Here is a 20,295-nt window from a genome sequence, read left to right on the forward strand (position 1 = left end):
CGCTCGCTTGCCGAGAACCTGACGCCGCGCTCCGCCTTTGATAGCAAGCGGAGCCGCGGTGATCTCGCGCAGGAAGCTCGTCCTCGGTCTCGCCGGCGCCGCCGGCGCCGCCGCCCTCTCACGGGCGCTCGCCCCGGGCTCCCCGCGCGAGATCGCGGCGCGGCGCGCCCTCAAGCTCCCGATCGCGCCGAGCGGGTGGCCGTTTCCAGGGGCCCGCGTCGTCGCCCCCTCCGCCGTCTTTCCACGGGATTTCGGGGTCCGCCGCATCTACCTCGACGCCGGACATGGCGCCCCCGGCAACTCCGGCAACCTCTCCTGCTTCTGCGTCGACGAGCAGGACTTCACCCTCGCCGCGGCGCGCGCCCTCGCCGAGCGGCTCAACGCCACCGGGCGCTTCGAGGCGCGCGTGGGCAGGGCCGGCGACCGTCCGTTGCCCTACGCGGAGCGCGTCGAGGACGCCGCCCGGTGGGGCGCCGACGCCTTCGTCAGCCTGCACTCGGACGTGCGCGGCAGGACCGAGACGTGGTCGCCCGGCCAGGGCCGCCAGTGCCCGCTCAGCCTCGCCGCGCCGGGGTTCGCCGTCCTGTGGTCAGACGAAGGTGATCCCGCCCTCTGCGCCCTCCGGCTCGCGCTCGCGCGCGGCTTCGCGAGGCGCATGGAAGAAGCAGGCCTGTTGCCCTACGACGGCGCCGCGTACAGCGGCCTGTACGCGCCGGACACCGCCCAGCCCGGCGTCTTCCTCGACCGGCGCCCCCCGGGACAGCGCATCTTCGTGCTGCGCCGCCCTTCCATGCCCTCCATCCTCGTCGAGACCCACCACGCGCTCGACGCCCGCGAGGCGACCCGCTGGACCGAGCCCGCCACGCTCGACGCCTTCGCCGCCGCCGCCGCCGCCGCGCTGGCCGACACGCTCGGCGACGCCGGCGCGCCGGCCAGCGCGCTCGGCGGCGACGGCGCGCCGGCCGACACGCTCGGCGGCGCCGGCGCGCCGGTCTCCCCGCCGCCCACCTGAGGCGCGTCAGGACGCCCGCGCGTGCGGCATCTCCTCGGGCGCCTCCAGGCGGATCGAGCGGAGCCGCAGGCAGAGCGCGAGCGCCTCGTCGAGCGTGTTCACCAGGTAGAACTCGAGCGAGCTCCTCACCTCGGCCGGCAGATCGTCGAGATCCGCCTCGTTGTCCGCCGGCAGCAGGATCTCGAAGATCCCCGCGCGGTGCGCCCCCAGCACCTTCTCCTTGATCCCCCCGATCGGCAGCACCGTCCCGCGAAGCGTGATCTCCCCCGTCATCGCGATGTCGCTCCTGACCGGCCTGCCCGACAGGGCGCTCACCAGCGCCACCGCCATCGTCACGCCCGCGCTCGGCCCGTCCTTCGGCACCGCCCCCGTCGGAACATGGATGTGAACGTCCCGCCGCTGCAGCCGATCGGACGGCACGCCGAGCTCCGCCGCGTGCGCGCGCGCATAACTCAGCGCCGCGCGGCCGCTCTCCTTCATGACGTCGCCCAGCTGCCCCGTGAGGACGAAATCGCCCTTGCCGGGCATCACGCTCGCCTCGACGTGCATGATGTCGCCACCCATCTGCGTGTAATACATGCCGGTCGCGACCCCCGGCTGATCGTACTGGAGCCTCCGCTCAAGGCGCATCCTCGCGCGGCCGAGCAATTCCTTCACGTCGTCGTCGGCGCCCACCACAGCCCGCTCGATCTCGCCGCCCGCGATCCGGCGCGCGGCCTTCCGCGCCAGCGCGCCGAGCGTCCGTTCCAGCTGCCGCACGCCCGCCTCGCGCGTGTATCCGCTGATGATCCCGCCGAGCGCCGTGCCCGTCACGCGCAGCTGCTCCTCGCGCAGCCCGCACTCCTTCCGCTGCCGGGGGAGCAGGTACTTCCGGGCGATCTCGTGCTTCTCCTGCTCCGTGTACCCGGCGAACAGCGCGGGCTCCATCCGGTCGAACAGCGGAGCGGGGATCGTCTCGCGGAAGTTCGCCGTGCAGATGAACAGCACCTCGGACAGGTCGAACGGCAGTCCGAGGTAGTGGTCGACGAAGCCGTCGTTCTGCGCCGGATCCAGCACCTCGAGCAGCGCCGCGCCAGGATCGCCCTGGTAGGAGGCGCCGAGCTTGTCGACCTCGTCGAGGACGATCACCGGGTTCTTGGAGCCGATCCGCTTGATGCCCTGGAGGATGCGGCCGGGCATCGCGCCCACGTACGTGCGCCGGTGGCCGCGGATGTCCGCCTCGTCGCGCGCCCCGCCCAGCGAGACGCGGACGTACTTGCGCCCGAGTGCCCGCGCGATCGACTCCGCGATGGACGTCTTGCCGGTCCCGGGCGGACCGAGGAAGAGCAGGATCGGCCCGCGGGAGATCGCGCGGCTCCGCTCGCCCTCGCTCCTCGCCTGCTCCAGGCGCAGCTTCCGGACGGCCAGGAACTCGAGCACCCGGTCCTTCACATCGCCCAGGCCGTAGTGATCCTCGTCGAGGATCGCCCGCGCCCGATCGAGATCGACATGGTCGTCGGTCCGCTGGTTCCAGGGCAGATCCGCCACCCACTCGAGCCACGTCATGAGGACCTGCGCCTCCGGCGACGTCTCCCGCCCCATGCGCCGCAGCCGCGTGAGATCGCGCCGCGCCTCCTGCAGGATCTCCGCCGGCAGGTTGGCCCGCTGCAGCTTGTGCTCAAGACGTGCGGCGGCGTTCTCGTCGTCCTCCTCGCCGAGCTCCTTCTGGATCGCGCGCAGCTGCTCGCGCAGGTAGATCTCCCGCTGCCGCTCGCCGAGCTCCTCCTCGACGGTCGTCCTGATCTTCTCCTGGGTCTCCACGATGCCGATCTGCCGGTAGAGGTGCAGCGCGAGGCTGCGCATCCGCTCTTCCGTCGAGAGGATCTCGAGCAGCGCCTGCTTCTCGGGGGTCGGGAGGTCCAGGTAGAAGGCGATGTGGTTCACGAGCTCGGCCGGGCCGTACATGCTGCCGACGAACTGCTTGAGCACGTCCTCCGGCGCGCCGCGGTGGCGGCCGTACTCGACGGCCCGCTCGCGCACCTCGCGGGAGAGCGCCTCCAGGGCGCCGTCCTCCTCTGGACGGAGGGGTAGATCGGCGAGCTCGATGACGGGCGCGCGGATCACGCCGTCGACCTCGGTGTAGCGGGGCGCGGCCGCTCGCCGCTCGCAGTAGAGCACGAGCTGAAGGCCCGACCCGAACCGCTGCACCTGGGTGATGCGGGCGATCACGCCGATCGAGAAGAGGCCGCCCGCGGTGGGCTCCTCGGCGGCGTCGCGCTGGGCGACCGCGAAGATGCGCTTGTCTTCTCCCTCGACCCGGAGGGCGGCCTCCACCGCGCGGAGCGTCTTCAACCGTCCGACCGTGATGGGCGTCGCTATCCCAGGGAAGAGGACGGTGTCGCGCAACGAGAGCACGGGCAACGATCGGCGCTCGGGCATGGCCGGCCTTTGTGCGAACCTCATGCCATGGAGGACCGTACCGAAAACTCCTTTCGGCGCGGAAGCATCGAGAATCGTGGTCAGCCGCGCGCGGAGCGGTGGTAGGGTCGGCCCGCGATGCCCGCGGACACCTTCACGTTTCAGGCGGACGATGGCCGAGAGCTCTTCGTGTACCGCTGGCTCCCGGACGGCGGGGCGCGCGGCGTCGTCCACGTCGCGCACGGCATGTCGGAGCACGCGGGCCGCTACGCGCGCCTCGCGCAGGCGCTCTGCGCCGACGGGTGGGCCGTCTACGCGAACGACCACCGCGGCCACGGCGCGACGGCGCGCGGGAGCGACGAGCTCGGCTTCTTCGCGAGCCAGGGCGGCTTCCAGCGGGTCGTCCGCGATCTCGCGCAGCTCATCGCGCGCGCGCGCGGCGAGCACCCCGGCCTGCCGGTCGTCCTCTTCGGCCACAGCATGGGCGCCGCGCTCGCGCAGGAGGTCCTGATCGAGCACGGCGGCTCGATCGACGGCGCGGTGCTCTCCGGCGCCGCGGGCAAGGCGAACGCGCTCGTGGACGCGGGCCGGCTCGTGGCCCGCGCCGAGCGGAGGCGGCTGGGCGAGCGCGGCAAGAGCCAGCTCCTCCAGACGATGAGCTTCGACAGCTTCAACAAGATGTTCGCCCCGACGCGCACGCCCTTCGACTGGCTCTCTCGCGATCGCGCCGAGGTCGACGTGTACATCGCCGATCCCCGCTGCGGCTTCCCGGCGACGACCTCGCTCTGGGTCGACCTGCTCGACGCGATGGCGGCACTCGCGCGCCCCGAGCGGCTCTCGCGCATCCCGAAGGACCTGCCCATCTACGTCTTCTCCGGCTCTCGCGACCCGGTCGGCGGGCTGCTCAGGGGCGTCACCCAGATGATCGAGGCGTACCGCGCCGCCGGTCTCCGCAGGGTGGCGCAGCGGTTCTACCCCGGCGGGCGCCACGAGATGCTGAACGAGATCAACCGCGAGGAGGTCGTGCGGGACCTGCTCGCGTGGCTCGCCGCCGAGGTCGCGGGCGAGGCGAGGGCGCCGGCGAGGCCCGCGCAATCGGGCGTCGGGCCGGGCGCCGGCGCCGCGCCCGGCTGACGGCGGAGGCCGGCATGGGCAGCAAGGGGCGGCCGTACCGCACGCTCACGATCGATGGCTTCGAGGTGCTCGTCGGCCGCGGCGACGAGGACAACGACGCGCTCACCTTCGAGGTCGCCGAGCCGCACGATCTCTGGCTGCACGTGGCCGGCGGCACGCCGGGCAGCCACGTGATCGTGCGCAACCCCGAGCGCGTGGAGGTCCCGCGCGAGGTAGTCGAGCGCGCCGCGGCGGCGGCGGCGTGGTACTCGAAGGCGCGGAGCGCCGCCAAGGTGGAGGTCCACGTCTGCCGGGCCGGGGACGTGAGCAAGCCGCGGGGCGCGCCCGCCGGGCTCGTTCAGCTCGCGCGGTGGAAGAGCGTGCGCGTGCGGCCGGAGATCCCCGGGCGCGATCCGGGGTGAGCCTAGAGCGACGGTCACCCGCTTCGGATACGGGCCCACCTCGACGTTTTCGGTGCTCAGCGCACCGGAGTGCGCTTGCGCGCCGAAAACGCCGATCTGGGCCCGTCTCCTGTGCGGGTGACCGCCGCTCTAGCGCCGGGGCGTGGTGCGAGGTCGACAGCGAGCCGCGCAGGGGCGAGCGGCGGCTCGGTACGTCGTCGTGGGGGCTTCTGTCAGAGCTCGTTCGCGATCACGCACGCTCCGGCCTGGCAGGAAGCGGTGAGGCCGGAACACGGCGCGACCAGACACGCCACCTCTTCTTCCAGGCACTTGGGCGCGGCCGTGCCCGTGGGGACGGCGTTGCAGTTGCAGCCTCCACAGTAATTGTCGACGAGGCTGCAGTCGGCGTCGGTCACGCACTGGCGCATCGGGGCGGGCACGCACGCGGCCCTCCCCTTCTGTTCCTCGCAGACGAACCCGTCCATACAGCGGACGACAGCGCAGGTGAGGCGGCCGCTCGCGGGCCCCGCGAGCGCATCCGCCTGCTCGGAGAGGTTCTCCTCCTCGGCGCCCTCGAGATCGCCCACGGGCGGGGCGCCGCACGCGGAGAGGAGCGTCGTGAGCGCCGCGGTCGTCGCGAGCAGCGCGCAAAGGTTCATCTTCATCGAGCGCAGGTTCGTGTCATGAAACATGATGTCTTCTCCCATCGCTGTGCTGAGGGGCGAGGCGCCGCTTCCACCCGGGGGCGGGCGCCTCGCCGTCGTCGATAGAGGAGTATGCGCGACGCTCGCCACATCTGACATCACATGTCTTTTTCTTCTTCGCTGCGTTTCACCATGGCGGCAATCTGGCAGCGACAGCTGCTCGCCAGGCGCTCGCGAACAGCTAGACTGTCGCCGTGCAGCTTCGCATCGAAGGGGATCGATTGACGCTCACCCTGGAGGGCGCCGAGCGGCTCTGGGCCGTGAGGCTCCGGCCCATCGTGGTGCCCCGCGAGCACGTGGCGCGGTCGAGGGCTGAGGCGGCGCGCTGCGAGGCCGCTGCGCTCATGCGCAGAGCGAGGCCGCCCTGCTCCGTCCTCCGGGCCCGCTCCGCGCGTGCTCGCCGCCCCCGGCGGCCAGCTCCGCGAACCGCCGCCTGAGGCGGCTGCTCCAGGCTTGCACCGCGCAGGCGCTCATGCCCGTCCGCGCGCAGACCGAGGCGATCGGCTCCTCCTCGATGAGGAGCGCCTCGAGGAGCGAACGCCCGAGGGGGCTGAGCTCCGCCCGGAGCAGGCCGAGGGGGCGCTCCAGCGCGTCGCGGGCGAGCACCCTGGCCTCCGGATCGTCGTCGGACCGGGCGCCCTCCTCCGGCGCGTCGTCGAGCGGCAGCGCCGCGTCGTCGAGCTGCCGCTTCCGGCAGCGGAAGGCCGCCGCCACCCTCTGGTCGGCGATGAGGCCGACCCAGTTGGCGAGGCTCAATCCGCGGGCTGGATCCCAGGCGCGGAGCGCCCGGCTGTCGTCGCGGAACAGCTCGACGAACACGTCCTGCACGAGGTCGTCCATGCGGTCGTCCGCCCCGCCCGCGAACCGCGCGCGGCGCCGGTGCAGCGCCCGGCCGACCCGCGCGTGAATCACCGGCGTGAGCGCGGCGATCACGGATCGGAGGGACCGAATCTCTCCGCCGAGCGCGGAGTTGAGGGCGGATGTCGTCATGTTGGCGTCGGGCAAGCGGATCTCCTCGGGCTGCAAGCAGGGGGCGTCCTCGCTCGTCTCGCCATGCATCTGCCGTCCTCGCCCGCGTCCGCGGGTGTGCGCGCACGGAAGACAGGAGGCGGCAGAAGAAAGATGCGAGGCGGATGCGGCGGACGTGACCCGCTCCGCGCCTCGCTCCGTCATCCGGTGTTCGAGAACCCTGCGAGGCGCACGGGCCTTGTCGTCCTAGCAGCCTGTGTGCCCGCGCCGGCGCCGCGGGCGCAGCGCGCTCCAGCGAGCGTGACGCGTCCCCCTGGCGAGCTCGTGCAACTCTTGCACGACCGGGCTAGGTAACTCTTGCCTGATCCCGGTAACTCCTGCACCCGGAGGGCGCTCCGCCCGCGCGCGGCGGCAGGGCGACGGCGAGCCGCCCCCTGGTAGCGAGCCGCCGCCTGGTCCCGAAGGCCGAGCTCGGGCTCCCAGGATCCGGCGCGGATGGCGGTCCGGGAGCGTCCGTGCGATTTGTGACGGCTGGCAGGGGCGCAGCGCAACCTGAGGGAGACGAGCTCCTTTCCATCACCCGCAGAGGACCCATGACCCACGCGTATCGACTCGCTTCCTTCTCGATTATCGGCTTGCTGGTCGCTTGCAGCTCGACGGATCCCGATGTCACGTCGGGCGCAGGCGCGGCCTCTGGAGGGGCCACCGGAGGCAGCGGCGGAGGTACGGCCACGGGCGACGCCGGCACGGGCGGTGCCGGCGCGGGCGACGCCGTGACGGGCGGTGCCGGTGCGGGCGACGCCGGCACGGGCGGTGCCGGCACGGGCGGTGCCGGTACGGGGGGAGTCGGGGGCTCCGGCGGGACCGGCGGATCAGCGACGCCGGTGGACGCCGCGGCCATGGTCCCCGACATGGGTATCGGGGCCAACATCGGCAACACGCTGGAGAACACGACCGACTGGGAGACGGGCTGGGGCCAGCCGCTGATCACGCAGACGTTCATCAACGGCATGGCCAACCACGGCATCAAGACGGTGCGCGTGCCCGTGGCCTGGGACACCTACGCCGCCAACGGCACGATCGACGCCGCCAAGATGGCCCGAGTCAAGGAGGTGGTGGGCTGGATCGAGGCCGCCGGAATGTACTCGATCGTGAACATCCACTGGGACGGGGGCTGGATCTACAACGAGGACAACGCCGATAAGTACAAGCTCACCGACGAGGTCAAGACCAAGTTCGCGTCCTACTGGACCCAGATCGCCACGGCGTTCAGCGACGTCGGCCACAAGCTGATCCTCGAGGGGATGAACGAGGAGGGGAACTACTGGGTCAACGGCGTTCACGACGGCGGGACGCCGGACTACGCCGCCCTGAACGAGATGAACCAGCTCTTCGTCACCACCGTGCGCGAGCAGGGCGGCTACAACGCGAGCCGCGCCCTGCTCATCGCCGGCTTCGTGACGGACATCGACAGGACGTGTGTGAGCGATTTCAAGGTGCCGGCCGATCCGGCCGGCGCGAAGAGCCTCTTCCTCTCGATCCATTACTATACGCCCTACACCTTCTGCGGCCTCGACACGGTGGAGAGCTGGGGCTCTCCCAAGACGACGTGGGGCACGGAGCCCGAGAAGGCAGAGCTGAAGAGCAAGTTCGACACGCTCGGCGCGTTCAGCGCGCAGCGGAGCCTCCCGATCATCCTCGGCGAGTTCGGCGTCACGCTGGGCACGAACTACCCCCGTGAGGCGGCGTCACGGACGCTGTGGATGCGGTCGGTGGTGGAGGCGGCGCGGTCTCGCGGCGTCGTTCCCGTGCTGTGGGACACGGGGACGGACATCAAGCGCACGGACGGCTCGTTCTCGACGGAGTGGCAGGCCGTCGTGAGCGCCGTCAACCGGTAGTCCGCGCCGCTGGCGCTCCGGCGGCATGGAGGGCGCGGCGCGCCCCCGGCCGTCGCTTTGTCCGGCCATCGCGAAACTGGACGGCGGCGCGAAACCTTCAAACCTGGCCCGCGTACCTGGGGTGGCTGGACGACATGGATCGGTCCAGACCACATCAAGGAGAGGGGCATGTCATCGACACGCAACGTCGGGATGGCGAGGGTTTCTGCGTCCGCCGTGCTGTTCTTCGCCGCGGGGGCGTTCGCCGCGTGCGCCGTCCCCGAGGGCGCTGAGCCCTCGGGCGATCATGAGGGCTCAGCGCCCTCCGGCGATCCAGGTGAGCCGCAGGCCGAGGCTGAATCGACGGCCGAGGCGGACAGTGAGCTCAAGGTGAACGACTGCGTGAACCCGCACCCGTTCGCCGGCTGCAACGACGCGGCCGTCCAGAGCTGCGTTTGCGCGGCGGACCCATACTGCTGTACCACCCAGTGGGACTCGATCTGCGTCGCAGAGGTGACGAGCCTCCATTGCGTACCGCCGTCCGCGGCCGTCATCGGGCGCCTGCAGTGCGCCGCGCCGGACGGCGCGGGGACCATCACGAGCGCGCTCGCGTTCGCGCCGATCAGCATTCCCGGCCTCGGGAGCGGCGTGACGGACGCGAACGGCGATTTCAGGATCCCCATCTCGTCGACCGCGAGCGCGAGCGTGCACCTCGACGTGACGTACGACGGCGTCGTGAGCTCGAGCGGCGTGACGACGCCGCTCACGATCATGGACGACCTGCACGCCCCGCGCGGCCAGGGGGTCGATATCGCCGGCAGCCCGCGCTCGAGCGGCGATCTCGACGTCGACGTGGTCACGCTGAGCGGCGTCGACTGCGAGCTCTGGCGGCTCGGCGTCGATACGCTGCGCGATTTCCACGCTGCCCGCGGGGCTCAGCCGCCCGCGCACGCGCTGCGCATGCTGCGCTGGAGCGGGGTCTACCTGGGCACGCCCTTCACGTTCTACGACTACATCAACATTCGCACGGACTTCCTCACGAGCACCTGGGGGAGCACGGCCGCGGAGCGCCGGCGGGTCATCACCCACGAGTTCGGGCACAGCGTGCGGCACGTCGCCGACGGGGATCTGAACCACTGGAATGGTGACGACGTGGCCTATGTCTATGGGCGCTCTCACGACGGCTCCGAGATCGCCAACCAGGGGTACGCCTTCAACGAGGGCTTCGCGGACTACTGGGAGCAAGCCCGGGCCGGCGCGCGCGGCCGCCTCTGCGGCGGCGGGGCCGCGTGTCCGTCGAGCCAGTACCGGGACTGGAACGAGAAGCGCATCGCCAATGCGCTGCTCGATCTCTCCGATATCGTGGGCGACAGCGCGATGATCCAGGTGCTGGAGGCAAACCCCGGCGCGATCCACAGCCTTTACGAGTTCCAGGCGCGCCTCCACGTGCAGAACCCTGCCGTCCCGGCCCCCGCCGCGGTGCCGGCCTGCCCGCCCGGCTTCAGCGATGATGGCGCGACGTGCTCCTCCACGGTCAGCAAACCGAGCTACGGGCGCGGCGTCGGCACGGCGCCGACGCTCTGCGGCGCGGGCCAGCAATACGACGCGGGTCTCTGCTATCCGGCCTGCGCCTCGGGCTACTACGGGGTCGGCCCGGTGTGCTGGCAGAGCTGCCCGGCCGGGTACACGGACGACGGCCTCACGTGCCGGCGCGACGCGCAGATCATCAACGCCAACAACTCCGCGTGCCCCTGGTATGACGCCTGCGGCCTGACCTTCGCCAAGGGCTGCTCCACCTGCCCGCCGGGGTATAGCAACGACGGCTGCACGTGCCGTATCGACGCGCACATCTTCGGAAAGAGCTCTTACGGGCGCGGCGCCGGCTCCGTGCCGACGAGCTGCGGCGCGGGCCAGCAATACGACGCGGGTCTCTGCTATCCGGCCTGCGCCTCCGGCTACAGCGGCGCGGGCCCCGTGTGCTGGGGGAGCTGCCCGGTCGGCTACGTCGACTTCGGCGCGACGTGCACGAAGGTCATTTCAAAGTGAAGGTCGCCAGGTAACCCGATCGGGGCGCGCCGCGAGAGGTCTCTCGGCTCGGAGCCGCGCCCGGCGGCGGCGTCACCGCCTGCGCTTCGCCAGGCCGTAACGGTTCATCTTCAGCACGAAGGTCCGCAGCGGCATGTGGAGCGCCTCCGCCGCCCTCGTCTGCACCCCGCCCACCGCGGCGAGCGCCTCGGCGATGCGCGTGCGCTCGAGCTCCCTCACCTCCTCGGCGAGCGGCCGGAACGTCCGGCCAGCACCCCTCGCCGAGGGCGCCGCGCGGGAGGCCGGCGCCACCGAGGGCGGGATGCCCTCGGGGCGCGGCGGCCCCGCCGCGAGCGCAGCGGGCAGGTGTCCGCGCTCGACGATGCGCGCGCTGACCGTCGCCGCGATGTAGTCGATGACGTTCTTCAGCTCACGCACGTTGCCCGGCCACGCATAGGCCGTGAAGAGCTCCGTCGCCTCCGTCGACAGGACCATCTCCTCGCGCCCCGCGCGCGCGCACGCGTCGGCCAGGAACGCCCGCGAGAGCGCGAGGATCTCCCGGGGGCGCTCCCGGAGAGGAGGCAAGATCACCGTGGCCGCGCCGAGGCGATAATAGAGATCTTGCCGGAAGCGGCCCGCCTTGACCTCCCCCTGAAGATCCTTGTGCGTGGCGGCGACGACGCGGATGTCGACCTCGCGCTCGCGCACGTCGCCCAGCCGGAGGATCCGCCGGGTCTCGATCGCGCGCAGGATCTTCGCCTGGGCGCTCGCCGAGAGATCGCCTATCTCGTCGAGGAAGACGGTCCCCCCGCTCCCGTGCTCCAGGAGGCCCGGCTTCGGGCCCGTCGCGCCGGAGAACGCGCCTCGCTCGTAGCCGAAGAGCTCGCTCTCGACCAGGCTCTCGGGCATCGCGGCGCAGTTGAGCGTCACGAGCGGCCGCCGCGCCCTCGGAGACCACTCGTGCAGCGCGCGCGCCGCGCTCTCCTTTCCGGAGCCCGTCTCGCCGGTCACCAGCACCGGCAGGTCCGTCGCCGCGAGGCGCCGGATCAGATCGAACACGCGCACCATGGCCGCGTCGGCGAGCACCGTGCGCTGCCCGCCGATCTCCAGCGTGGTCACCGCCTCCGCCGCGGTCGCCGGCTGCCCGGGGCGCGCGACCTCCGCGGCTGCCCGGGCCGACGCGACGAGCGTGTCCGCGTCGCAGCCGTCCGCCGGCGCCGTCGCCACGCCGACCTTCGGCGCCGCGGCGACGGCGTGCACGGCGTCGACGAGCCGCTGCACGGCGTGGCCCGCCGCCGTAGCGTCCGCCTCGGGCAAGAGCACGAGGAGGCGGTCGTCGGCCTCGAAGCCCGCGAAATCGGTCACCGCGAGCTCCCGCTCCAGCGCGCCGGCGACGACCTCGCGGGCCGAGGCCGCCCCGAGCTGGACGGCGATCACCGTCGCCGGCCGATCGTGGCGCAGCGCCCTGTCGATCTCCCCCTCGATCCTCCGCCGCAGCTCCGCGATCTCGAGGACCTGCCGGCTCTTCGCGGGGCGCGGGCACCGCATCACCACGACGGCCTCGCCGATCGACACCACGTCGCCCGAGCCGAGCGGCCTCGCGCCGTCGACGCGGACGCCGTTGAGCAGGGTGCCGTTCCGGCTGCCGAGATCGACGAGCTGCGCGCGCCCGTCGAGCAGCACGATCTTCGCGTGCTCCCGCGACGCCGAGGTGTTGCGGAGGCGCACGTCGGCCCGGGGCCCGCGGCCCAGGAGCACCACGCCGCTCCGCGGCAGGCGGAGCACCGACGAGGAGCTCCCCTGCACCACGAGCAGGTACGAGCCGCCCTCGTCGGCCCCGCGCGGCGCCTCGTCTGTTCGGGTCGGGCCGCCGGACGCCGTTGCCTCGCTCATCCTCTCGCGGCCGACTCTCTCATTGCGGCGCCAGGGCGCGCAAGGCTCCAGGTCGGCGCGGAATCCGGCGCGGAATCCGGCGCAAAATCGCGCGCACCGCGTGGTAGGCTCGCCGCCCGCAGGCCGGGCACTGCAGAGCGATTCGATGCAGCGGACGCCCCCCAGCAATGCGCGATTCTCGATCGGCCGCCGCCTCGGCGAGGGCGCGTTCGGCGCCGTCTACGAGGCGCAGGATCGCGAGCGGGGGGCGCGCGTCGCATTGAAATCGCTCCACCGCCTCGACCCGGTCGCGCTCTACCGGTTCAAGCGCGAGTTCCGCGCCCTGTCCGAGGTCGTCCACCCGAACCTGGTCGCGCTCCACGAGCTGTTCTCCGAGGACGATCGGTGGTTTTTCACGATGGACCTCATCGAGGGCATCGATTTCCTCTCCTCCGTGCGCGGCTCATTGGCCCGCGGCGCCCGCGCCGCCTCTGCGCCCAGCCCCTCCGCGCCCAGCCTCGCCCGGGACGATCCGGACGCGACGGAACCGGACCTGTCGGCGGCGCGGCCCCATCCGGCCGCCGGCGACGCCGGGCGCGACCCGGCCGCCGCTCCGCCGCCGCCCTGGGGGCCGCTGAGGAGCGCGCTCCTCCAGCTCGCCCAGGGCCTCGCCGCGCTCCACGCGGCCGGCAAGCTCCATCGCGACCTCAAGCCGTCGAACGTGCTGGTGACGCGCGAGGGGCGCGTCGTCATCCTCGATTTCGGCCTCGTGGCGGAGCTCTCGAGCGGCTCCATCGACCAGAGCGGCAGCCACATCGCGGGGACGCCGGCATACATGGCGCCGGAGCAGGCGAAGGCCGGCTCCCTGTCGCCCGCCTGCGACTGGTACGCGGTGGGCGTCATGCTCCACGAGGCGCTCACCGGGCGCCGGCCGTTCGAGGGAGGGGCGCTCGACGTCATCCTGCGAAAGCAGGTGGAAGAGCCGCCTCCTCCGAGCGCCCTCGCGCCGGGCATCCCGGAGGACCTCGACGCCCTCTGCGCGGAGCTCCTGCGCCGCGCGCCCGACGAGCGGCCCCCGGCGCCCGAGGTGCTCCGGCGGCTGCTGCCGCCGAGCGGCGACGCCCGCGGCAGCGCCGGCGCGCCGCCGCTCGCCGAGGCGCGCCCGGGGCCGCCGGCCGGGAGCGCCGCGCCGTTCGTCGGGCGGCAGCGGCACATCGACGCGCTGCGCGGGGCGTTCGAGCGGGCGAGGGGAGGGCGGGCGACCACCCTGCACATCCACGGCGCGTCGGGCACGGGCAAGACCGCGCTCGTCCGGCGCTTCCTCGACGACCGCGCGCGCGTGGATGACGCGGTGATCCTCGAGGGCCGGTGTTACGAGCGGGAATCCGTCCCCTACAAGGCCGTCGACAGCCTGATCGACGCGCTCAGCCGCCACCTCTCGCGCCTCCCCAGGCTGGAGGCCGCCGAGCTCATGCCGCGCGACGTCCACGCGGTCGTGCGCCTCTTCCCGGTGCTCGGGCGGGTCGACGCGATCGCCCGGGCGCCGCGGCGCGAGATCGAGCCCCCGGACGCCCGGGAGCTCCGCCGGCGCGGGTTCGCCGCGCTCCGCGAGATCCTCGCGCGGATCGCGGATCGACGGCCGCTCGTCCTGTTCATCGACGACCTCCAGTGGGGGGACGCCGACAGCGCCGCGCTCCTCACCGACGTCCTCCGCGAGCCCGACGCGCCCGCGCTACTGCTGCTCCTCTGCTACCGGAGCGAGGACGCCGAGCGGAGCGAGCTCCTCGCGCGGCTGCTCCCGCCAGCCCCGAGCGACGGGGACGAGGGCGACGTGCGCTCCCTGGCCGTCGGCGCGCTCACCCCCGAGGAGGGGCGCGACCTCGCGCTGGCCTTCCTCGGCGGCGGCCCTCGCGCCGTCGCGCAGGCCGACGCGATCGCGGCGGAGGCGGCCGGGAGCCCCTTCTTCGTGATCGAGCTCTCGCGCGACGTGCAGGGCCAGGCCGCGCCGGAGTCGGCGCGCGGCGCGGACGCCGGCGGCGTCCGGCTGGGATCGGTCCTCGCGAACCGCCTCCTGCGCCTGCCCGCCGAGGCGAGGCGCCTGCTCGAGGTCATCGCCGTGTCGGGCAAGCCGCTCGATCTCCGCGACGCGCGGCAGGCCGCGGCGCTCACCCCCGAGCAGGAGCGGGCCGCGCTCGCGGCGCTCCGGGCCGGCAGCGTCGTGCGCGCGCGGGGGCAGCACGGCGAGCAGGAGCTCGAGGCGTTCCACGACCGCATCCGCGAGGCGGCCCTCGCGCAGCTCGGCGCGGCGGAGCTCGCCGAGGTCCACCTGCGGCTCGCCGCCGTCCTGGAGGCCTCGGGGCGGGCCGACGCGGACGTGCTCGCCGTGCACTTCCGGCGCGCCGGGCGCCCCGGCGAGGCGGCCCGTTACGCGGTCCTGGCCGGCGACCGCGCGGCCGAGGCGCTCGCCTTCGATCGCGCCGCGGAGCACTTCGCCGCCGCGCTCGAGGCGGCGCCGGCCGGCGCGGGGGAGGCGCGCGCGCTGCGGGTCAAGCTCGCGCACGCCCTGCGCAACGCCGGCCGCGGCGCGGAGGCGGCCCGGGCGTACGCCGCCGCGGCCGAGGGCGCGCCGCCGCGGGAGAGCCTCGATCTGCGGCGGTGCGCCGCCGAGCAGCTGCTCGTGAGCGGCCACATCGAGGAGGGCAAGCGCGCGCTCCGGGGCGTCCTCGCGGCCGTGGGGATGCGGCTCGCCGAGCGCCGGTGGGCGGTGCTGCTCTCGCTCCTGTTCTTCCGCCTGCTCCTGCGCGTGCGCGGCTTCCGCTTCCGGGAGCGCGACGCCCGCGATCTGCCGGCCGAGACGCTGACGCGCCTCGACATCTGCTGGTCGGCCTCCGTCGGGCTCGCCATGGCCGACGTCCTCCAGGGCGCCGAGTTCCAGGCGAGGCACCTCCTCCTCGCGCTCCGCGCGGGCGAGCCCTACCGCCTCGCCCGCGCCATCGCGACCGAGATCGCGCACCTCGGCACGGACCACGTCGTGGGGCGCCGCCAGGCCCACCGGCTCTACGGCACGGCGGCGGCGCTCGCGGAGAAGGTCGGCGACCCGTACCTCATCGCCGTCAACAAGGGCATGCTCGGCGTCGTCGAGAGCCTCTCCGGGCGCTGGGCCGAGGGCCTCGAGCTCTGCCGCGAGGCCGAGGACCTCCTGCGCGCGCGGTGCGCGGGCGTCGCGTGGGAGCTGGGCACCACCAGCCGGTTCATGATGGTGGCCCACTACCACCGCGGCGAGCTCGACGCGCTGGCCCGCCTCGCGGCGCCGCGCTGCGCGGACGCGGACGCGCGCGGCGACCTCTACGCGGCCAGCTTCTTCCGGGTGGGGCTCACGTACATCGTGCCGCTCGCCGCGGACCGGCCCGACGCCGCGCGCGACGAGGTGCTGGGCGCCATGGCGCGCTGGCCGCGCCGCGCGTTCGATCACCTCGACTGCCTGGAGACCCTGGCGCTCGGGCGCATCGATCTCTACGCCGGCGCGCCGCTCGCGGCGCTGCGGAGGATCGAGGACCGCTGGCGCAAGATCGCCTGGTCGTTCCTGCCGAGGTTCCAGTACTACCGCGTCTTGATCCATCACCTGCGCGCGTCCGCGGCGCTGGAGGCCGCCGCGCGCGACGGCGCCGGCGACGCGCGGCTCGGCCGGGCCCTCCTCCGCGGCGCGGCGCGCGACGCCCGGCGGCTGTCGCGCGAGGGCGCGCCGTGGGTCGCTCCGATGGTGATGTCCCTGCGCGCCGCCATCGCGGCGCAGCGGGGCCAGGCCGCCTCGGCGCTGTCGCTCCTCGCGGCGGCCGCGGCCGCGTTCGACGAGCGCGGGATGGCCCTCTTCGCCGCCTGCGCGCGCCGCCGCCGCGGCCAGCTCCTCGGCGGGGACGAGGGCCGCTCCCTGGTCCAGGCCGCGGACGCCTGGATGGCGGGCCAGGGCGTCAGGAACCCCGCGCGCCTGGCGGCGATCTTCGCGCCGGGGTTTCCGTGAGGTCGATCTCCACGGTGTGCACCGCGGCCATCGCCGGGGAGGTCCGGAGCGCCGAGAGCAGCGGGCTCGCTCCGGCGTCCTCGGGGCGGTAGGCGACGATCAGCAGGAGCGCGGCCGGGTCCGGCGAGGCCATGATCTCCGCGAGCAGCGACGCGCTCTCCGCGTCGCCCCAGTGGGCGTCGTCGATGAACACGACAACGGCGCGCCGGTCGGAGATCCGCCCGAGCAGATCGCCCAGCGCGGCCGAAGCGCGCGCCCGGAGCCGCTCCTCGCCCTCTTCCGCTGCGCTCCGCGGCGCAGCGAGCGGCGGCGACGCGCGCACGGCCGGGACGCGCGCGAGCACGGGAAAGACGCGGGCGAGCGCGGCGGCGCCGCGGGGCATGAGCGCGGCGGCCTCCCCCGGCGGGGTCCGCACGAGGTGGCGGCTGAGCGCGTCGATCGCGCCGTCGAGCGCCCTGAACGGCACCTGCTCGCGCTCGTGGCACCTGCCCTCGAGCACGAGCGCGTCACCGGCCTCGCCGTCGAGGAACGCACGCACGAGCGCGCCCCCGTTCGCCGCGGCGGCGCCCTGGACGAGGACCAGCCCCGGCCGCCCCTCCCGCGCCCGCGCGAGCGCGCCTGCGAGCGCCTCGAGCTCCCGCGGCCGCGTCGCCGGCGCCTCCTCCGCCGCGCGCGACGGGCCGCGGCCGCCGCGACCGACCGGCGCCGCCGGGTCGGGGGGTGCCGCCGCGAGATCACCCGCCGCGCCGAGCCGCCGCACCACCTCCGCGCCGGAGGGGCGCCGCTCCGGCGCCGCGCACAGGAGATCGGCGACCAGGTCGGCCAGGTCGTCCGGCGCCCACGGCGCGACGTCGCGGAGCCGGGGCGGCGCGGATCGCTGCTTCTCGGCGAGGACTTCGATCGACGTGCCCGTGAAGGGCGGCCTCCCTGCCAGCGCCTCGAAGAGCATCACGCCGAGCGCGTACCAGTCGGCGCTCGGCGCGGCGGCGCTCGCGCCCACCTGCTCCGGCGCCATGTAGCGCGGCGTCCCGACGAGCTGCTCGGCGTCGGTCGCGCTCTGCCCGCTGCCGCTGGTCGAGAGGCGCGAGGCGATGCCGAAATCGAGCACGACGGCGCGCCCCTCGGCCGTGACGAGCACGTTGGAGGGCTTCACGTCCCGGTGGACGAGCCGCGCCGCGTGGACCGCCTGGAGCGCCCGCGCGACCTGGACGAGCGAGGACCGCACCCGCCCGAGGTCGGCGCGCGCCTCCGCGCAGGCGGCGCCGGCAGGAGAGGACGCGGGCGGGCGCTCGACCGGCTCCTCCAGCGTGGCGTCGAGATCGATCCCCTCGTCCGGGGGCGCGGTGCTGGTCAGGCTGGGCCACGAGGCGGCGCCGCCCGCGGCTCCCTGCCCGCGCACGTGCGTGAGCCAGTCGACCCCGCGCACGAGCTCCATGGTGAAGAACCACTCGTCCCCGCTGCCGATGAGCTCGTGGAGCCGGACGAGGTTGTCGTGTGTGACGTCCGCGAGCGCCCGGAACTCCCGCTTGAAGCGGTACAGCGCCGAGGCGCCCACGCGCGCGAGCGCCTTCAGGGCGACCCGCTCCCCGCGCTCGCGATCGATCGCCTCGTACACGATCCCGAAGCCACCTGCCCCGAGCCGCCGGACGATCTGAAAGCGCTCGGGGACATGCCGCATGGACGGGCCACGTGAGGTGAGGTTCCTTATCGGATCGTATCAGGCCGCGGCGCCGGGCGGCCATGCCGAACCGTGGACCGTGACGTCCGGACCGGGCGGTACGCGGCGCGCGGAAGCGGAACGCGGAACGAGACAACCGGCGGCTCGTCCTGTGCCGCCCAGCGCTTCGAGGGGCTCCTCGACGCTGATTGACAATGCCCCGGCGGCTCCCGCATCCTGGCCACCCCGCGACCCCCGAGGCCTTGAGCCGCAGGAGATGCAATGAGCACCGTCCTCCACCGTCTGGAACAGTGGGCTAACGAATCTCCTGACGCGCCGGCCCAGCGCTTCAAATCTCAAGGCGAGTGGAAGACGCTGACCGCGCGCGAGTACCGTGACCGGGTTCACCACCTCGCGCTGTTCCTGGAGTCCAGGGGCTTCGACGCGAACCAGGTCGGCGCGATCCTCTCGTACAACTGCCCGCAGTGGGTCCACGTCGACCTGGCGGCGCTGCTCGTCGGGGGCAAGTCGGCGGGCCTCTACCCGAACTCCACCGCGAAAGACATCCAGTACATCCTGAACCACACCGAGGCGACGCTGCTCTCGGTGCAAAACAAGGAGTACTTCCAGAAGATCTCCGGAGAGAAGGGCGAGTATTCCGTCCCTGACAGCGTGAGTTGGATCCTCGTCTTCGATGGCGACACATCGATCTCTCCCAAGGCGATCTCCTACGAACAGGCCCTGGCCGAGGGCCGCGCGCTCGCGGGGCAGCCGGGCGCGAAGACGTTCGCCGACTACCTGGCGAAGATCGACCCCAGGGCCGGCGCGTTCCTGATCTACACCTCGGGCACGACGGGCAACCCCAAGGGGGCCATGCTCTCGCACGACAACCTGGCTTACACGGCCGACATGGCCGTGAAGTACTGGAACCTGCCGTTCGCGCGCGGCACGATGTTCTCGTTCCTCCCGCTCTGTCACATCGCCGAGAAGCTGCAGTGCGTCGGGGCGGGGCTCACCCAGCGCTACACCGTCAACTTCTGCTCGAAGTTCGAGAACGTCTCGATCGAGCTCCCCGAGGTGCAGCCCACGCTGCTGCTCTGCGTGCCGCGGCTCTGGGAGAAGATGATGGAAGGCGTGATGGCGAAGGTGCGCGGCGGCAAGGGCGCCAAGAAGAAGCTGGCCGAGTGGGCGCTCGCCGTGGGCGCCCGCGTGGCCCAGGCGAAGTACGCGCAGCGCGCGCCGAGCGCGCTCGACGCCTTGCAGCTCAAGCTCGCCGACAAGCTCGTGCTGGGCAAGGTGCGCGCGGCGCTCGGCCTGGGCAAGGCCGAGGTGCTCGCCTCGGGCGCGGCGGCGCTCGCGCCGCACATCTCGACGTGGTTCCGCGCGCTGAACCTCGAGATCCTCGAGGACTTCGGCCAGACGGAGTCGACCGGCGTCATCTGCATGACCGAGCCGGGCATCGAGAGCGCGGGCACCGTGGGCAAGCCCGTGCCGGGCGTCGAGTTCAAGCTGGCCGAGGACGGCGAGATCTTGACCCGCGGCCGGCACGTGTTCGTGGGTTATTACAAGGACAAGGCGGCGACGGAGGCCGCGCTCGAGGACGGCTGGCTGCACACGGGCGATCTCGGCGAGTGGAACGACCGCGGACAGCTCAAGATCCGGGGCCGCAAGAAGGAGATCCTCAAGACCTCGGGCGGCAAGATGATCGCGCCGCTCCCGATCGAGGAGAGGCTCAAGGCGGCGGAGATCATCAGCCAGGTGTGCATGGTGGGCGACGGCCGCAAGTACCTCTCGGCGCTGATCACGCTGACCGAGGGCAAGCTCGCCGAGCTGAAGGATCGGGGCGCCCTGAGCAGCGACGCCGCGATCACGAGCCCCGAGGTGGTCGGCCAGGTGAGGGTGCACGTCGACGCCCTGAACGCGGAGCTCGCCAGCTTCGAGCAGATCAAGCGGTTCACGGTCCTCGGCCGCGAGTTCTCGGTGCAGGACGGCGAGATGACGCCGACGCTGAAGATGAAGCGCAACGTGATCGAGCAGCGCTTCCGCGGGACCATCGACGAGATGTATCCCGCCGAGTGAGCGGGGGCCACGGGCCCCGCCGGCGGGCGGTCGGTCGACGAACGCGCCGCGGCGCTCGCCCGGCCCTGGGAGAGGCGCCCCGTGGCCGGGCGCCCGCTCGATCAGAGAATGTCGGGCTGTCGCTCATCTCCCGAAGGGATGCGCGCGGCCCTTTCATGTGGGAGGGAAAAG

The 20,295-nt window shown here is 73.2% G+C and carries 12 protein-coding genes; 7 read left to right on the top strand and 5 right to left on the bottom strand.

Translation table 11 applies throughout. The annotated features are described in order from the left end of the window. Positions 1-58 precede the first annotated feature (58 nt). Positions 59-1,012: an N-acetylmuramoyl-L-alanine amidase family protein gene (locus WMF12_RS04465; protein ID WP_437866261.1), complete on the top strand. Its 954-nt coding sequence runs from the start codon at positions 59-61 to the stop codon at positions 1,010-1,012. A gap of 6 nt (positions 1,013-1,018) precedes the next feature. Here the strand turns inward: WMF12_RS04465 and lon are convergent, their stop codons facing one another. Beyond that, positions 1,019-3,430 carry an endopeptidase La gene (lon, locus tag WMF12_RS04470; protein WP_437866269.1) on the bottom strand — a complete coding sequence of 804 codons (2,412 nt, stop codon included), beginning with the start codon at positions 3,428-3,430 and terminating at the stop codon, positions 1,019-1,021. 117 nt (positions 3,431-3,547) lie between these two features. Here lon and WMF12_RS04475 point away from each other — a divergent pair, with 117 nt between their 5' ends. Further along, positions 3,548-4,543: a lysophospholipase gene (locus WMF12_RS04475; RefSeq protein WP_437866274.1), complete on the top strand. Its 996-nt coding sequence runs from the start codon at positions 3,548-3,550 to the stop codon at positions 4,541-4,543. A 14-nt stretch (positions 4,544-4,557) separates the two neighbouring features. Beyond that, entirely contained in the window at positions 4,558-4,944 is a 387-nt protein-coding gene (locus WMF12_RS04480; RefSeq protein WP_437744383.1) for an NFACT RNA binding domain-containing protein, read from the top strand. A 212-nt stretch (positions 4,945-5,156) separates the two neighbouring features. On the opposite strand, the gene WMF12_RS04485 is transcribed toward WMF12_RS04480, so the two are convergent. Continuing rightward, on the bottom strand, positions 5,157-5,615 hold the full coding sequence (locus WMF12_RS04485; protein ID WP_437866288.1) for a hypothetical protein: 459 nt from the start codon (positions 5,613-5,615) through the stop codon (positions 5,157-5,159). Between the two features lie 354 nt (positions 5,616-5,969). Further along, positions 5,970-6,686 (bottom strand): RNA polymerase sigma factor, encoded by a 717-nt coding sequence (locus WMF12_RS04490; protein WP_437866298.1) that lies wholly within the window; start codon positions 6,684-6,686, stop codon positions 5,970-5,972. A gap of 503 nt (positions 6,687-7,189) precedes the next feature. Here WMF12_RS04490 and WMF12_RS04495 point away from each other — a divergent pair. Both WMF12_RS04495 and WMF12_RS04500 read left to right on the top strand, forming a co-directional pair. Next, positions 7,190-8,494, top strand: a complete 1,305-nt coding sequence (locus WMF12_RS04495) for a glycoside hydrolase family 5 protein (protein WP_437866312.1) — start codon at positions 7,190-7,192, stop codon at positions 8,492-8,494. Between the two features lie 168 nt (positions 8,495-8,662). After that, entirely contained in the window at positions 8,663-10,519 is a 1,857-nt protein-coding gene (locus WMF12_RS04500; protein ID WP_437866319.1) for a hypothetical protein, read from the top strand. Positions 10,520-10,591: 72 nt separating this feature from the next. On the opposite strand, the gene WMF12_RS04505 is transcribed toward WMF12_RS04500, so the two are convergent. Continuing rightward, on the bottom strand, positions 10,592-12,391 hold the full coding sequence (locus WMF12_RS04505) for a sigma 54-interacting transcriptional regulator (protein WP_437866331.1): 1,800 nt from the start codon (positions 12,389-12,391) through the stop codon (positions 10,592-10,594). Between the two features lie 145 nt (positions 12,392-12,536). Here WMF12_RS04505 and WMF12_RS04510 point away from each other — a divergent pair, with 145 nt between their 5' ends. Continuing rightward, positions 12,537-16,388: a serine/threonine-protein kinase gene (locus WMF12_RS04510; protein ID WP_437866377.1), complete on the top strand. Its 3,852-nt coding sequence runs from the start codon at positions 12,537-12,539 to the stop codon at positions 16,386-16,388. On the opposite strand, the gene WMF12_RS04515 is transcribed toward WMF12_RS04510, so the two are convergent. Then, positions 16,339-18,066 carry a protein kinase domain-containing protein gene (locus tag WMF12_RS04515; RefSeq protein ID WP_437866406.1) on the bottom strand — a complete coding sequence of 576 codons (1,728 nt, stop codon included), beginning with the start codon at positions 18,064-18,066 and terminating at the stop codon, positions 16,339-16,341. The two genes, WMF12_RS04510 and WMF12_RS04515, sit on opposite strands and share 50 nt — an antisense overlap. A 261-nt stretch (positions 18,067-18,327) precedes the next feature. On the opposite strand from WMF12_RS04515, the gene WMF12_RS04520 reads away from it, so the two are divergent. After that, a complete protein-coding gene (locus WMF12_RS04520; RefSeq protein WP_437866415.1) occupies positions 18,328-20,124 on the top strand; it encodes an AMP-dependent synthetase/ligase in 1,797 nt (598 codons plus the stop codon). Positions 20,125-20,295: the final 171 nt, after the last annotated feature.

This window comes from Sorangium sp. So ce363 (assembly GCF_051520435.1).
Taxonomy (GTDB): domain Bacteria; phylum Myxococcota_A; class Polyangia; order Polyangiales; family Polyangiaceae; genus Sorangium; species Sorangium cellulosum_B.